This is a genomic window from Ruegeria sp. HKCCD7221 (assembly GCF_013031225.1).
GTDB lineage: Bacteria > Pseudomonadota > Alphaproteobacteria > Rhodobacterales > Rhodobacteraceae > Ruegeria.
On sequence record NZ_WPZE01000001.1, the window covers coordinates 900,710 to 914,475 of the forward strand.

16 protein-coding genes are annotated in these 13,766 nt (G+C 56.2%); 6 read left to right on the forward strand and 10 right to left on the reverse strand.

The window, feature by feature from the left end:
- Positions 1-10: 10 nt before the first annotated feature.
- The 7 genes from GOX73_RS04490 to GOX73_RS04520 all read right to left on the reverse strand — a co-directional run bounded on the left by GOX73_RS04490 (position 11) and on the right by GOX73_RS04520 (position 6,269).
- Positions 11-577, reverse strand: a complete 567-nt coding sequence (locus tag GOX73_RS04490) for a Yip1 family protein (protein WP_171125001.1) — start codon at positions 575-577, stop codon at positions 11-13.
- A complete protein-coding gene (locus GOX73_RS04495) occupies positions 574-1,059 on the reverse strand; it encodes a YIP1 family protein (protein WP_171124999.1) in 486 nt (161 codons plus the stop codon). Before GOX73_RS04495 ends, GOX73_RS04490 begins: the two co-directional genes overlap by 4 nt.
- Positions 1,059-2,339, reverse strand: a complete 1,281-nt coding sequence (gene sufD / locus GOX73_RS04500; protein WP_171124997.1) for a Fe-S cluster assembly protein SufD — start codon at positions 2,337-2,339, stop codon at positions 1,059-1,061. Before sufD ends, GOX73_RS04495 begins: the two co-directional genes overlap by 1 nt.
- Complete coding sequence (gene sufC, locus GOX73_RS04505; RefSeq protein ID WP_171124995.1) at positions 2,339-3,094, reverse strand: Fe-S cluster assembly ATPase SufC; 756 nt, start codon at positions 3,092-3,094, stop codon at positions 2,339-2,341. Before sufC ends, sufD begins: the two co-directional genes overlap by 1 nt.
- Positions 3,095-3,167: 73 nt before the next feature.
- Positions 3,168-4,688 (reverse strand): Fe-S cluster assembly protein SufB, encoded by a 1,521-nt coding sequence (gene sufB, locus GOX73_RS04510; protein WP_170413089.1) that lies wholly within the window; start codon positions 4,686-4,688, stop codon positions 3,168-3,170.
- 18 nt (positions 4,689-4,706) lie between these two features.
- On the reverse strand, positions 4,707-5,750 hold the full coding sequence (locus GOX73_RS04515; RefSeq protein WP_171124993.1) for a cysteine desulfurase family protein: 1,044 nt from the start codon (positions 5,748-5,750) through the stop codon (positions 4,707-4,709).
- A 60-nt stretch (positions 5,751-5,810) separates the two neighbouring features.
- Positions 5,811-6,269 (reverse strand): Rrf2 family transcriptional regulator, encoded by a 459-nt coding sequence (locus GOX73_RS04520; RefSeq protein WP_171121470.1) that lies wholly within the window; start codon positions 6,267-6,269, stop codon positions 5,811-5,813.
- Positions 6,270-6,447: 178 nt separating this feature from the next.
- Between GOX73_RS04520 and GOX73_RS04525 the strand changes: the two genes are divergently transcribed.
- Genes GOX73_RS04525 through GOX73_RS04535 form a run of 3 tightly spaced genes read left to right on the forward strand, consistent with a single transcriptional unit; the run spans position 6,448 to position 8,500 of the window.
- On the forward strand, positions 6,448-7,101 hold the full coding sequence (locus GOX73_RS04525) for an alpha/beta hydrolase (protein ID WP_170450609.1): 654 nt from the start codon (positions 6,448-6,450) through the stop codon (positions 7,099-7,101).
- Positions 7,101-7,346 carry a hypothetical protein gene (locus tag GOX73_RS04530; protein ID WP_171121471.1) on the forward strand — a complete coding sequence of 82 codons (246 nt, stop codon included), beginning with the start codon at positions 7,101-7,103 and terminating at the stop codon, positions 7,344-7,346. Before GOX73_RS04525 ends, GOX73_RS04530 begins: the two co-directional genes overlap by 1 nt.
- Complete coding sequence (locus GOX73_RS04535; protein ID WP_171124991.1) at positions 7,343-8,500, forward strand: HD domain-containing protein; 1,158 nt, start codon at positions 7,343-7,345, stop codon at positions 8,498-8,500. Before GOX73_RS04530 ends, GOX73_RS04535 begins: the two co-directional genes overlap by 4 nt.
- Before the next feature lie 47 nt (positions 8,501-8,547).
- On the opposite strand, the gene GOX73_RS20905 is transcribed toward GOX73_RS04535, so the two are convergent.
- On the reverse strand, positions 8,548-8,679 hold the full coding sequence (locus tag GOX73_RS20905) for a hypothetical protein (protein WP_256367684.1): 132 nt from the start codon (positions 8,677-8,679) through the stop codon (positions 8,548-8,550).
- Between the two features lie 199 nt (positions 8,680-8,878).
- On the opposite strand from GOX73_RS20905, the gene GOX73_RS04540 reads away from it, so the two are divergent.
- From GOX73_RS04540 to GOX73_RS04550, 3 genes are all read left to right on the forward strand, one after another.
- Entirely contained in the window at positions 8,879-9,214 is a 336-nt protein-coding gene (locus tag GOX73_RS04540; RefSeq protein WP_171121473.1) for an SMR family transporter, read from the forward strand.
- A 76-nt stretch (positions 9,215-9,290) separates the two neighbouring features.
- Complete coding sequence (typA, locus tag GOX73_RS04545) at positions 9,291-11,108, forward strand: translational GTPase TypA (protein ID WP_171121474.1); 1,818 nt, start codon at positions 9,291-9,293, stop codon at positions 11,106-11,108.
- 272 nt (positions 11,109-11,380) lie between these two features.
- Positions 11,381-12,370, forward strand: coding sequence for a hypothetical protein (locus GOX73_RS04550; protein ID WP_171134801.1), 990 nt, complete (start codon positions 11,381-11,383; stop codon positions 12,368-12,370).
- 115 nt (positions 12,371-12,485) lie between these two features.
- Here GOX73_RS04550 and GOX73_RS04555 read toward each other — a convergent pair whose 3' ends face one another.
- Positions 12,486-13,109, reverse strand: a complete 624-nt coding sequence (locus GOX73_RS04555; protein WP_371808156.1) for a transglutaminase-like cysteine peptidase — start codon at positions 13,107-13,109, stop codon at positions 12,486-12,488.
- A gap of 368 nt (positions 13,110-13,477) precedes the next feature.
- On the reverse strand, positions 13,478-13,765 hold the full coding sequence (locus GOX73_RS04560; protein WP_171124987.1) for a DUF1330 domain-containing protein: 288 nt from the start codon (positions 13,763-13,765) through the stop codon (positions 13,478-13,480).
- Position 13,766 lies beyond the last annotated feature (1 nt).

Consider the following 13,766-nt stretch of genomic DNA (forward strand, 5'->3'; position numbering starts at 1 on the left):
ATTTTCTTTCCTACACCGGACCACTGGGTGTCAGCACAAGGACAAATGGCAATGCAACCAAAGCCGACAACACAATGACCCCAAAGGATTTGAGGAGTGAGCCGAACTTATGCGCTTCGTTCAGGAAATGCAGTGTGACGTAAAGGCTTAGTATCGCCGTCGCCAGCATCAACATGACCATAAAGAAGGGCACGACCAGTGACACCAGCAGAGTCACAGTAAGCGCGACAATTTGAAGAAACTGCAACCAAACGGACAGAATCATGATGTCTTCAAATGAGGCGGTACCACCCATGAACTTTCCAATGAACAGGAAGGCCGCGATACTCAGCAGCATGGCACCCGCCGATCGCACAAGGTTCAAAAGCACCGGTTCAGGTTCCAACACGCCCTGTCCCTGCGGAACTACGATAAGTTGGTCGATTCCAACCTGAACGAGTCCATTCAGAACAACCGCCAGGAAAAAGGCCAACCATAAAACCTCGCGCCCCGGACGCAGTGACAGCAAGCGGCGGGCGGCTTCGGCTGGATTGGTTACGGTGAGAACCGCAAGATGGCTGAGAGAGGCACTATTCATTCTGAGAACCCCTGCGCTTGCCGCAAACCGGACATCCAAAACCACAGAAATACCGCGACCCAGATCAGGCCGACCGCTGATAGCGTTGGCCCCGGCCCAATAAATCCCGCAACCAGCCCATTTAGCAAAACCAGCGGTGTCGATGACAAAAGAGCCCAGAACAGCGCGACCCGCGCGCCATAGGCCGAACCTTTGCCGCCAATCAAACGCGCTGCGCCGTACGATATGAACGCCAGCAAATAAAAGAAGAGAGGCAGGATAATCACCGTACCCAAAAGCGCACCGCCCATGAGCATGTTCAACTCAAGCCCTTCAAGATGCGCGCGTCGGGACAGGCTGGGTAGTTGCGCAATGAAGGCCACGACACAAAACGCCATGACAAAGACCAAAGCGCGATCTTCACGTTGCCCCAATTCGAGAAGCCGGCGCACGACACGGCCCGGCCCTCGATATGTGGCCACAATATCGGACGTAACCGGCATCAGCTATGTCGCGACAACCAGCCTTCCAGCCGGCTCACGATCGCTTCAGCCAAGGCTTCATCCTCGATCTCGTCCACGGCCTCGGCCAGAAACGCCAACGTCAGCATGTTGGTCGCGTCTTTGGTCGGAACTCCGCGCGAGCGCAGGTAGAAAAGAGCCGTTTCGTCGATCGCGCCCGAAGTCGAGCCATGCGAGCATGCAACGTCGTCGGCATAGATCTCAAGCTCGGGTTTGGCGAGAAACTGGCTGTCATCGTCCAACAGCAACGATTGGCTGATCTGATACCCGTCAGTTTTCTGCGCGCCCTCTTTCACAAGGATCTTGCCCTGGAAAACGCCGGTAGCGCCGTTGCGCAAAACCTTCTTGAACACCTGACGGCTTTCGCAGTTCACCGCGTCATGGGTGACAAACACCGTATCATCGTGGTGAAAATCACCGTCGCCAACACAAGCACCCGCCACATGCGCCACGGCGTCATCGCCGGTCAGTTCGATGACTTGCTCGTTGCGGGTCAGCACTCCGTTCACGGTCAGTGTAAAGGACTTGTAGACCGACTCCTTACCCAAACGGGTGAACATATGAGTGGCGGCCCGACGCTCATGGTCCCGGCCTTGCGCGCGTATATGGTGCAGAACGCCTTCATCGGCGATGTCGATTTCCATGCATTTGTTGAAACGCGACGCGGCGGGCCCATTCTCAAGAATGGTCACTTCTGCTCCGGATTCCACGCGAATGATATGATGTAACATCGCATCCGAGGTTTCTGACGCATGCCGATAAATAAAGCTGATCGGCTTCGAGGGCTTCCCAGTCACATGAATCGCGATACCGTCTGCGGCAAATGCCGTATTCAACGCAGCAAGCGGACGCTGCACCGGAGTCTGCCCACGTGCTTCCAGAACGCCATACAGTTCTTTTGCCCAGTGGATGTCTTTGCAGCAGATGTCTTCGATCCGATCAATCGTGATGCCTTCCAGCTCAAGATCATCCGACTCTTCGGGACTGAAAACACCGTCCACGAACACGATTTTCAGGCGGTCAAACTCGCTGAACAGCATCGCCTCATCAGGGTGGAACAAGGCAGCAGTGGGCGCCTCGGCCGAGACCAGCGTATCGGGGCGTGTATATTTCCAATACTCATCACGCCGCCCCGGCAGACCCATTTCAAGAACCCGCGCCAGCGCATCTTCGCGCGCGGCACGTGTGCAACCAGCGTCGGGCATAACCAGATTGGCCAGGCGCGCCTCGGTTGCGGTTTGTTTCACTTCGGGCAGCGCCATCAGTTCACCTCGGCCAGAATGTCAGCGTAACCGTTGTTTTCAACCTCAAGCGCCAGATCAGGACCGCCGGTCTTGACGATCTTGCCATCTGCCATGATGTGCACGACATCCGGTTTGATATGATCCAACAGACGCTGATAGTGCGTGATTACCAGGAACCCACGACCTTCGTCGCGCAGCGCGTTCACGCCTTCTGCGACCAGTTTCATCGCGTCGACATCAAGACCCGAATCCGTTTCATCCAGGATGCACATCTTGGGCTCAAGCATCGCCATTTGCAGGATCTCGTTACGCTTTTTCTCACCGCCCGAGAAGCCGACATTGACGGGGCGTTTCAGCATGTCCGCGTCGATCTTCAAGGATTTCGCCTTGGCCCGAACCTCTTTCAGGAAATCAGCGGCCGACAGTTCGTCTTCGCCGCGTGCTTTGCGTTGTGCATTCACAGCGGTGCGCAGGAAGGTCATGTTGCCAACGCCCGGAATTTCGACCGGGTATTGGAAGGCCAAGAAAACACCGGCGGCGGCGCGTTCCTCGGGCTCCATCTTCAGCAGGTCCTCACCATCCAACGTGGCTGACCCATTGGTGACTTCGTATCCGTCCCTACCCGACAGCACATAGCTGAGTGTCGATTTACCTGAGCCATTCGGCCCCATGATCGCATGCACTTTTCCCGCCTCGACGGTAAGGTCGACACCTTTGAGGATTTGCTTTTCCTCTTCCTCGAGTTTCACGTGCAGGTTTTTGATTTCCAGCATTTTTTGACCCTTTAGCGTATCGCAAGGGACCACCCGGCCCCGATAAATTCAGATTTCAAGAGAGAGTTCAGGGTTACCCGACAGAACCTTCAAGGCTGATCGCAACCAATTGCTGCGCTTCCATGGCAAACTCCATCGGCAGCGCCTGCAGGACGTCCTTGCAGAACCCATTGACAACCAGCGCCACGGCCTCTTCCTCGTCCATGCCGCGTTGACGGCAATAGAAAAGCTGATCGTCATCCACCTTGGATGTCGTTGCCTCATGCTCAACCCGGCTCGAGTTGTTCTTAACCTCGATATACGGCACCGTATGCGCCCCGCATTTGTCGCCAATCAGCAGGCTGTCACACTGGGTATAGTTCCGGCTGTTCTTGGCCTTGGGATGCATCGAGACCAGCCCACGGTAGGTGTTTTGCGCCTTACCCGCACTGATGCCTTTGGACACGATCCGCGACTTGGTGTTCTTGCCAAGGTGAACCATCTTGGTGCCGGTATCGGCCTGCTGGTAGTTGTTCGTGATCGCGATCGAATAGAACTCACCCTGGCTTTCCTCACCGCGCAGGATGCAGGACGGGTATTTCCACGTCACAGCCGAACCGGTTTCAACCTGCGTCCACATCACCTTGGAGCGATCCCCCCGGCAATCGGCGCGTTTGGTCACGAAGTTATAGATACCGCCCTTGCCGTTCTCATCCCCGGGGAACCAGTTCTGAACGGTCGAGTATTTCACCTCGGCGTCTTCCTCGATGATGATCTCAACCACAGCGGCGTGCAGTTGCGCGGTATCGCGCTGCGGCGCGGTGCAGCCTTCCAAATAGGACACATACGATCCCTTGTCGGCGATGATCAGCGTCCGCTCAAACTGACCGGTGTTTTCCGCGTTAATGCGGAAATAGGTGCTCAGCTCCATCGGGCAGCGCACACCCGGCGGGATGTAGACGAACGAGCCATCCGAGAACACGGCCGAATTCAGCGTGGCGTAGAAGTTGTCCGAGACCGGAACCACTGACCCAAGGTATTTCTTAACCAGTTCGGGGTGCTCGCGGATCGCCTCGGAAATCGAACAAAAGATCACACCGGCTTTCTTCAATTCGGCCTGAAATGTTGTTCCGACGGACACCGAATCAAACACCGCGTCCACGGCAACCTTGCGACCTTCGGCGGGCGCATCCTCGGCCCCCTCGACGCCAGCCAGAATCATCTGTTCTTTCAGCGGAATACCCAGCTTTTCATAAGTGGCCAACAGCTTGGGATCGACCTCGTCCAGCGACTTGGGCTTTTCTTCCATCGACTTGGGCCGGGCATAGTAATACTGGTCCTGAAAGTCGATCTTGGGATAGTTGACCATCGCCCAGTTCGGCTCTTCGATCTGTGTCCAGCGCTCGAACGCGGCCAGACGCCACTCGGTCATCCACTCGGGCTCTTCGTTCTTTTCCGAGATCAGACGGACGATATCGGGGTTCACGCCCTTGGGCGCATACTCCATCTCGATATCAGTGTCCCAACCGTATTTATAGGTTCCGACCTCGCGTACCGCGTCCACGGTTTCCTGATCGACACCCTCTTTTACCTGGGTCTGGTCCAAAGCGGCCATAAGTCACCCTCCGTCAGATCACGCGGCCCGCGCGCGATGTTTCTTTTCTTTTGCCAGCCACGTTTCCGCGAAACGCAGCACATCTTCTTCCGTTGTCTGATTTCCAAGCGACACGCGCACTGCGCTGGATGCCACCTCCTCATCAAAACCCATTGCGGTCAATACCGCGCTTGCCCGGACCTTGCCGCTGGAGCAGGCCGAGCCAGCACTGACCGCAAAACCTGATAAATCCATCTGCATGACCTGCGTCTCGCCTTTCCAGCCGGGAGTGGCAAAACTCAGCGTGTTCGGCAGGCGATCCTGACCATTCCCGATAAAAATAGTAGTTTTAGAACCAGCCTCAAGAGCCATTTCTAGAATATTTCTAAATTCTTCAACCTGCGCCCAAACCCCATTGGCCAGATCGCGCGCCGCCGCCTCAGCCGCCGCTCCGAAACCCGCGATTCCAATGACATTTTCGGTGCCGGACCGACGCCCCATTTCCTGTCCGCCGCCCTTTATTCGGGCGGCCAGATCAGTTCCACGCTTCATTACGACTGCGCCAACCCCTTTTGGCCCACCCAGTTTGTGCGCCGAGATCAACGCCACTTGTACGTCCAGCCAGTTGAACGCCACGGGCAATTTTCCAAACGCCTGCGTCGCATCCGTTACTGCCAGACCCGCAGGCAAAGACTGGATGATCCCCGTCTCGGAATTAGCAAGCTGCAAGGTGGCGTTTTGCGGCTCTGGTACATTGACCAGTCCGTTTTCGGAAACTGTAAGGTCTTCCTGTATCCAGGCCCTGACCGCATCATGCTCAATCCCGGCTCCATGCAAGCCGCGGCCCTCCAACGCCAGCGCCGCACCTTCGGTCGATCCCGAGGTAAAAACGATATCGGCACCATCCGCCCCAAACGCCGCAGCAACCTGGGCGCGCGCCCGCTCAATCAGCGCCTTGGCTGCACGCCCTTCCGCATGGACCGACGACGGATTGCCACACAAATCCATTGCCGCCAGCATAGCGTCCCGTGCTTCGGGCCGCAGAGGAGCTGTCGCGTTATGATCCAGATAAACGCGATTCATGGATGCACCTTTAACGGCTCATCATGTCGTGTGATTCTCCTGAATGCGCAATTGATCATTTCAGTCGTCCACGACCGAAAATAGATTTGGAACTGCCGGGCAAGGCGCCAGATCATTTTTGATGACGTCAGAAAGACGGGTCTGATGCAAAAAGACATAGACATGTGCGCTCAGACCTTCCCACAACCTGTTGGTCAAGGATTGCGCGCGACTGCCAGAGGATCCGCCTGACGCTCCTGCGCCCTTTTGCAGCGCATCCACAGTCTCATCAACCGCAGCCAAAACTTCGACAACACGGATTTCCGAAGCGGGTCGCGCCAGCCGATAGCCACCACCCGGCCCTCTGACTGACGACACCAGATTGGCGCGACGCAGTTTGACGAACAATTGTTCGAGATAAGCTAAGGAAATGTCCTGTCTTTCCGAGATTTCGCCCAACGTCACCAGCCCGTCGGGCGGTTGAAGTGCGATATCAGCCAAAGCGACCATCGCATAACGACCTTTGGTCGACAGCTTCATTTTCTTTCCCTCTTGGCTGACATCGCGCGAAAACATTGACGCCGCCGCTGCCAGTGCGTATCTCCGACTGACAGCGCCAAAGCGCGCAGCATTACAATTAGAACCGTTCTAAGGTGCCTGACGATAACAGTCAAGTATAGACAGGCACCCAGAAGAAAAAGACAGGACCGACGCACACATGCCCGAGGTGATTTTTCCCGGACCAGAAGGCCGCCTGGAAGGCCGTTACCACCCGCAAAAGGAAAAAGACGCACCGATCGCCATCGTGCTGCACCCGCATCCTCAATTCGGCGGGACCATGAACAACAAGGTGGTCTATAATCTTCACTATGCGTTCTACAACATGGGCTTCACCGTTCTGCGGTTCAATTTCCGTGGAGTGGGCCGCAGCCAGGGCGAGTATGATCAAGGCGTCGGTGAACTGAGCGATGCCGCCTCGGCGCTGGATTACCTGCAGTCGATGAACAACAACTCGAAACACTGCTGGGTGGCCGGATTCTCATTCGGCGCATGGATCGGTATGCAACTGCTGATGCGTCGTCCTGAAATCACCGGCTTTATTAGTGTATCGCCCCCGGCCAACATGTACGACTTTTCGTTCCTGGCCCCCTGCCCCTCGTCCGGGCTGATCATCAACGGTTCCGCAGACCGTGTTGCACCGCCTGCGGACACGACATCGCTGGTCAACAAATTGCACGAGCAAAAGGGCATCACCATCACCCATAACGAGGTTGAAGGCGCTGACCACTTTTTCCAGGATCGCCACATGGACACCCTGATCACCGATGTCAGCGACTATGTGAAACGCCGGCTGACCGAGACCACGCGCTGATGTCTGACACGCTCAACTCGCTTGCGGCGAAACTGGCCGAAGACACGTTGAAAGTCATGGATGAAACCGGTGACGATCGCTTCTTTGTCGAGGTCGGCGACTTGCTGGGCGCATCCTCTCAGACATTGGAAGAGGCATTTCTGACGGAAATCCGGGTGCGACTGGCCGAACGCAAGGCGCGACAGTTCGTCATCAAGCGCCTGTCGGAACACCGCAAGCAAGTAAAAGCGATTGAAAAGCAATGACTGACAGGCTGTCCGCGCAAGTTGAGTTCCTGAATCGCGCGGACAAACTGAAATCGGTTGATCGCGCCAACGCATTGTTGGATCAGTCCCGTGCCGAAAATGCGGCCGAGCATAGCTGGCAATTAGCTCTTTGGGCCTTGGTCATGCAGCCATTGGCTAGCGATGACGTTGATATCGACCGCGTCATACGAATGCTTCTGCTGCATGATCTGGTTGAGATCATAGTCGGCGATCATCCGATCCACCTAGAGACAGACTGGCAGGCCGTTGAGCGTGCGGAACAAGCAGCGGCAGCAGAGTTGTTCGGGCTGCTTCCTGACGATCAGTCGCAGGCGTTCCTGTCGCTATGGCAAGAATTTGAGGCGGACACATCCGCAGACGCCCGTTTCGCCAAGATCCTTGATCGGTGCCAACCCATGTTCCAGGTACTGTGCGCGCCGAAACCGCGATCTGACCATTTGGACGTCGTCCGCGACAACCTGAACGGCGGACGTGCGGCTTATCTGGAAACAGACTTCCCCGATGCGTTCCGGCTTGTCCGTGCAATGCAGGAAAACACGGATGGCCAAGACACACCGTTTGCAAGACGTCTTCCTTTCCTAGCCGAGTCTGACCAGCTCAAATCCGTGTCGCGGGCGTCACGGCTATTGTCCGGAGAGCGGTTCGAAAACTCTGCCGAGCATTCCTGGCACATCATGCTGTTTGCGTGGGTGTTGTCCGAGTACGCCGACCCGGATGTATCAATCGACCGGGTCCTCAAAATGCTCTTATTGCACGACATCGTCGAAATTGACGCCGGTGATCATCCAATCCACGGTCAGGTAGACCACGCCGCCCAGGAAGCCGAGGAACAGGCTGCGGCGACCCGGTTGTTCGGAATGCTCCCGCCTGAGCAGAACATGAAGTTTTATGCACTTTGGCAGGAGTTCGAAGCCGCGGAGACGACAGATGCATGTTTTGCCAAAGCGATTGACCGGTTTCAAACCCCGATCGGAAATCTGGAAACCGGTGGCGGATCGTGGGTGGATTACAACGTGACCTTTGCCCAGATCGAAAGCCGCGTCGGTAAACCTATTTCGCGGGGCGCCCCAAAACTGTGGTCATGGCTGCGCCCCCAACTGGATAGGTATTTTTCAGAAACGCTGGCCGAATAACGAAAGAAGGGGCGAAAATGCCCCTTCTCCCCGCAACCGGCGGGCGCTTAGACCCGAGCACCATTTAACCATTCAACATTGTCGGCCACACTGTCGTTTACTTCCCCTCCGTCAGTCAGCCGCCCCAGCGCCACAATCAAAGCCGATACAGCAATGACAGAAATTGCAAATTTCGTCATGAAAAATACTCATAAAATACAACCTTCTAACACCCCCCGAATGCCACAAATTTGCGTGTCTAAACAGTAAGGTAAACCGGACCTTCAACGGAGTTTCTTGCTCTTTCCCCTTCGAAAAACCTGATCATCCAAAAAGGTCTTGCAGTGATCAGAAAAACCGTGCTCAACAACGCTTGGTTCAATCATATCGAGACCTACCGTGCCCAAAGCCTATTTGATCCTTCTTCTGGCAGTAATTGCTGAAACCGTTGGGACAACGTCATTGCAAGCCAGCCAGCAATTCAGCCGATTCTGGCCATCAGTACTTGTTGTTGTGGGCTATGGCATCGCGTTCTATCTGCTGGGTCTGACGTTGAAGTACATGCCAGTCGGAATCGTTTACGCGATTTGGTCCGGTCTTGGCATCTTTCTGATTGCGATCATCGGGTTTATTGTCTTCGGCCAAAAGCTGGACTGGCCAGCCGTACTCGGACTGACAATGATATTGACCGGAATCCTTGTCATTCATCTGTTTTCAAAAACCGCTGGCCACTGATCGCCGGTTAGGGCTGGTCTATTTGGTCAAACCACGTTATGCGCGCGGCAACTTCCCGTTCAAAGGCTGACCTCTCATGGACCTGCGCAATATCGCAATCATCGCTCACGTGGACCACGGCAAGACGACCCTGGTGGATGAGCTGCTCAAACAATCCGGCGCGTTCCGGGAAAATCAGGCCGTGGCGGAACGCGCCATGGACAGCAACGATCTGGAGCGCGAGCGCGGGATCACAATCCTGGCCAAGGCAACTTCGGTCGAATGGAAAGGCACGCGCATCAACATCGTCGACACCCCCGGCCACGCCGATTTCGGCGGCGAGGTTGAGCGGATCCTGTCGATGGTCGACGGTGTGGTTCTGCTGGTCGATGCCGCCGAAGGCCCGATGCCGCAGACCAAGTTCGTGACCTCCAAGGCGCTGGCGCTGGGCTTGCGTCCAATCGTGGTGCTGAACAAGGTAGACAAACCCGACGCTGAACCCGACCGGGCGCTGGACGAATGCTTCGACCTGTTCGCCAATCTCGGCGCTGATGATGACCAGTTGGACTTCCCGGCGATGTACGCCTCGGGCCGATCCGGCTGGGCGGATATGGAGCTAGACGGTCCGCGCAAGGACCTGACCGCCTTGTTCGACCTGATCGTCGATCACGTCCCTGCCCCCAAACAGGCCGACAAGAAAGACGAGCCGTTTCGTATGCTGGCAACGACGCTGGGCAGCGACCCGTTCATCGGCCGAATCCTGACCGGCCGCGTCGAGAGCGGCACACTGAAAGCGGGCGACAGCCTAAAGGCGCTCAGCCGCGATGGCACGCTGATCGAGAACTTCCGCGCATCGAAAATCCTGGCCTTCCGTGGTCTGGCGCAACAACCGATCGACGTAGCCGAGGCCGGTGACATCGTCACCATCGCTGGCATGAGCAAAGCGACCGTTGCGGATTCTCTGGTATCCCCGCAGGTTGAAGAGGCCCTGCCCGCCCAACCCATCGACCCGCCGACCATCACAGTGACCTTTGGCATCAACGACTCGCCTCTGGCCGGTCGTGACGGAAAAAAGGTTCAGTCCCGCGTGATCCGCGACCGTCTGATGAAAGAGGCCGAATCGAACGTCGCCATCCGCATCACCGATACGCCCGGCGGCGAAGCGTTCGAGGTCGCAGGCCGTGGCGAATTGCAAATGGGCGTTCTGATCGAAAACATGCGTCGCGAAGGGTTCGAACTCAGCATCTCGCGCCCACAGGTTCTGTTCCGCGAAGAAGACGGTCAGCGCATGGAACCCATCGAAGAAGTCACCATCGACGTCGACGACGAATTCTCGGGCGCTGTGATCGAGAAAGTCACCGGCGCGCGCAAAGGCGAGTTGGTGGAAATGCGCCCTGCAGGCGCCGGTAAGACCCGCATTATCGCACATGTGCCGTCGCGGGGTTTGATCGGCTATCACGGCGAGTTTCTGACCGACACGCGCGGCACCGGCGTGCTGAACCGCGTGTTCCACGGCTGGGCGGCCCATAAAGGCCAAATTCCCGGTCGTCGTGCAGGTGTTCTGATCTCGATGGAGAACGGACAGGCTGTCGCCTACGCCCTGTGGAACCTGGAAGAGCGTGGACGCATGTTCGTGGCGCCGCAGACCGATGTCTATCAGGGTATGGTGATCGGCGAACATTCCCGCGACAACGATCTGGAAGTGAATCCACTCAAGGGTAAAAAACTGACAAACGTGCGCGCTAGCGGGTCTGATGACGCGGTACGACTGACGCCGCATGTCCAGTTCTCGCTAGAAGAGGCGATTGCCTATATCGACGACGACGAACTTGTTGAGGTTACGCCCAACGCCATCCGGCTTCGCAAGCGCTATCTTGATCCGCATGAACGCAAGCGGATGGCCAAGTCTGCATAGGGTTTTCAGTGAATAACTTCACAACCCAAAAACAATGACATGAGTGTTGTATTTTTGATCCCCATTTGGGGACAATCGCACCCTAAAAGCCCACCCACCCGGTGGGCTTTTTCCTTGTTTAGAAACGACTTTCTACCTATGGGCGATTAAAATTAACTTTTCTTTTACCCTCACTTCTTGAAATTATGGCGAAGGATGGATGTATTTGTGGTCAAACTGTGACATCATTGTGTCCAGTAGTGACGTGTTAAAGAGTTCGAAGGAGTGACGCTATGCGCGTGAAATCCCGTTTGTTATCTGTGGTCTTTGTGTCCGCAACTTTCCCCTTTCTTTCGGTCGGGGCCGCTCAGGCCAACGAAATGTGCACGGTCAAAACCGCGCGGCAATCAGTGTCCACCGAAACACTTTGTAGTTGCCAGACGGTAGACGCCCGAATGCTGCGTTACATTCAACGCAGGCCAGACTTTGACGACATTCTCGCGCGCACTTTAGAGGCCTGCCCCGCGTTCGCGGCTGTTCTGACTGATATTCCGACAGCGGCCATTGGCAATTCACAACGCTCCGGCGACGGGCCTGCAAATACCGATCCTAGTTTTCAAACTGCTTCTGACGATTCGGGCGGCGGCGGTACTGGTGGTGGATCTGGTGGCGGTAATGACGGTGGTTCCGGCGGCGGTTCTGGCGGCGGGTCTAGCCCGTCACCGACTAGCGGCGCACCAGGTGGCGGTAATAACGACGACGGCGGCGATAACGGAAACGGAAACGGCGGCGATAACGGAAACGGTGACGATAACGGCGACGGAAACGGCGGCGATAACGGAAACGGTGACGATAACGGCGACGGAAACGGCGGCGATAACGGAAACGGTGACGACAACGGTGACGGAGACGGCGGCGACAATGGCGACGGCGACGACAACGGTGACGGAAACGGCGGCGACAACGGCGACGGAGACGACAACGGTGACGGAAACGGCGGCGACAATGGCGACGGCGACGACAACGGAAATGGAAACGGCGGCACAAACCGCTCTGGCCATAACGACGGCACTAATCCCGGCGGCCAAACCAACAACCCGAATGGCTCCGATAACCCAGGTGGCGGTAACGGTGGAAGCAATAATGGCGGCAACACCAACGGGCGCGGCAACGGCGGAAACAACAACGTCGATATTTTCGGCGGAAACGGCCAGGGCGGAAGCAACGGAAACGGTGGCGGAGGCAACTCGCGCGGACCGGGCCGTGGTGGTATTTTCGACTGATACAATTTCGGTCGGGCCGGAGATACCTGCCTATAACTCAATCCAAAAGGGCGGCCCTACGGCCGCCCTTTTATTTTTCTCTCTACTCCAATCAGATTCGAGTTCCAGATTGGGTCTAGCTTTTTCTGTAGACACCAACCCAATTACTGGGCTGTCTTGGGTCCTGCATCCTAAGAAAGAGGTAACGCGTTGAAGACCAAGGTTTTATCCGGTTGGTCAGATTGTCCAGGATCAGATCCCCGCCCGCAGAGCGGTACACCAAAACAGCATGTGCCCGCCGCCGAGTATCCAATACGGTCGCGATCAAAAGTTTACTTGGATCAATGCCTGCCCGGATCAAATCCCGCTTCTTGAGTAGTGCAAAATCTTCACAATCACCCCCGCGCGAGGTGGGCAGCGCCCATCGCTCGACAGTTCTGTACTGCGACTGGTCCGTGACTTCTCGGGTGGTTGCGTTGACTTGGCGATTAACCCTGTGGACGATCTGCATTTCCTGCTGGGTCGACAAGGAAAGTGACGCCTTACTTGAACACGCCCATGAATATTGTCTGCACAACTGGCGCGCACCCGACGGAGGGGGCGACGCAGCCACCGCGCGGATAAAGCTTCCTTCGCTTGCCTGAACATTTGAGCCACCAAACATGGCGGCGCATGCCAAAGCAGATATTCCAATGGCCCGCCCTAGCGACAGGGCCGACCTCTTAACAATTGCTCTGTTTTCAATCCCAACAGAATCCATGCCTGTCCCTCGATCCTTGTGTCTCCAAGCGATTGCAAACAGACCGGACCGTATCCCCAGTTCGGAAACTATCGGTAAACGGAACCGTCTGCGCAATCTGACGTGACCGTGCGAAGGAAAAGAGGCGGAATTTCGTGACTCAATTTGACCATTTGGGGCAAGAATTGCGTTGAGCCAGCCACAATTATGGCACGTAGGGCGCGAGCTGCGTTCAGAAACCCGATGCAACCCATTGTAAATAATATAAAATTAGAATGATATTGTGAGTCCGGCGAAGGCCACAATTGGGATTTTGCGCGTTGGCTGAAATCCGCGCAATAAACACGGTCGCCGGGTTTGTTGTTACCCGGCGACCGAAAAAACTGATTCTACTCGGTGATTTCCACGACCACGAGTTCACGCTCACTTGCGCCGCGCGCGTGGTCCAGGGCTTCTTGATACTCGGGCGAGTTATAGCATTCGACCGCAGCTTCTACGGACGGAAACCGGGCAACCACGTTGCGCGGCCGTTCTTTGCCTTCAAGCTGCACATATCGCGCGGCGCGCGCGATAAATTTTCCGCCGTGCTTGGCGATCGCTGGTCCAGCAAGCTCGGCGTATTTTCCATAAGCCTCGGTGTCCGTCACCGTGACATGTGCGATCCAAAGTGCGGGCATC

Bases quoted from the DNA above. Each gene is read 5' to 3' on its own strand.
- GOX73_RS04555 (WP_371808156.1), bottom strand. From the start codon at position 13,109: ATGGATTCTGTTGGGATTGAAAACAGAGCAATTGTTAAGAGGTCGGCC.
- GOX73_RS04535 (WP_171124991.1), top strand. From the start codon at position 7,343: ATGACTGACAGGCTGTCCGCGCAAGTTGAGTTCCTGAATCGCGCGGAC.
- GOX73_RS04530 (WP_171121471.1), top strand. From the start codon at position 7,101: ATGTCTGACACGCTCAACTCGCTTGCGGCGAAACTGGCCGAAGACACG.
- sufD (WP_171124997.1), bottom strand. From the start codon at position 2,339: ATGGCGCTGCCCGAAGTGAAACAAACCGCAACCGAGGCGCGCCTGGCC.
- typA (WP_171121474.1), top strand. From the start codon at position 9,291: ATGGACCTGCGCAATATCGCAATCATCGCTCACGTGGACCACGGCAAG.
- GOX73_RS04520 (WP_171121470.1), bottom strand. From the start codon at position 6,269: ATGAAGCTGTCGACCAAAGGTCGTTATGCGATGGTCGCTTTGGCTGAT.
- GOX73_RS04550 (WP_171134801.1), top strand. From the start codon at position 11,381: ATGCGCGTGAAATCCCGTTTGTTATCTGTGGTCTTTGTGTCCGCAACT.
- GOX73_RS04495 (WP_171124999.1), bottom strand. From the start codon at position 1,059: ATGCCGGTTACGTCCGATATTGTGGCCACATATCGAGGGCCGGGCCGT.
- GOX73_RS04515 (WP_171124993.1), bottom strand. From the start codon at position 5,750: ATGAATCGCGTTTATCTGGATCATAACGCGACAGCTCCTCTGCGGCCC.
- GOX73_RS20905 (WP_256367684.1), bottom strand. From the start codon at position 8,679: ATGACGAAATTTGCAATTTCTGTCATTGCTGTATCGGCTTTGATTGTG.
- GOX73_RS04490 (WP_171125001.1), bottom strand. From the start codon at position 577: ATGAATAGTGCCTCTCTCAGCCATCTTGCGGTTCTCACCGTAACCAAT.
- GOX73_RS04525 (WP_170450609.1), top strand. From the start codon at position 6,448: ATGCCCGAGGTGATTTTTCCCGGACCAGAAGGCCGCCTGGAAGGCCGT.
- sufC (WP_171124995.1), bottom strand. From the start codon at position 3,094: ATGCTGGAAATCAAAAACCTGCACGTGAAACTCGAGGAAGAGGAAAAG.
- GOX73_RS04560 (WP_171124987.1), bottom strand. From the start codon at position 13,765: ATGCCCGCACTTTGGATCGCACATGTCACGGTGACGGACACCGAGGCT.
- sufB (WP_170413089.1), bottom strand. From the start codon at position 4,688: ATGGCCGCTTTGGACCAGACCCAGGTAAAAGAGGGTGTCGATCAGGAA.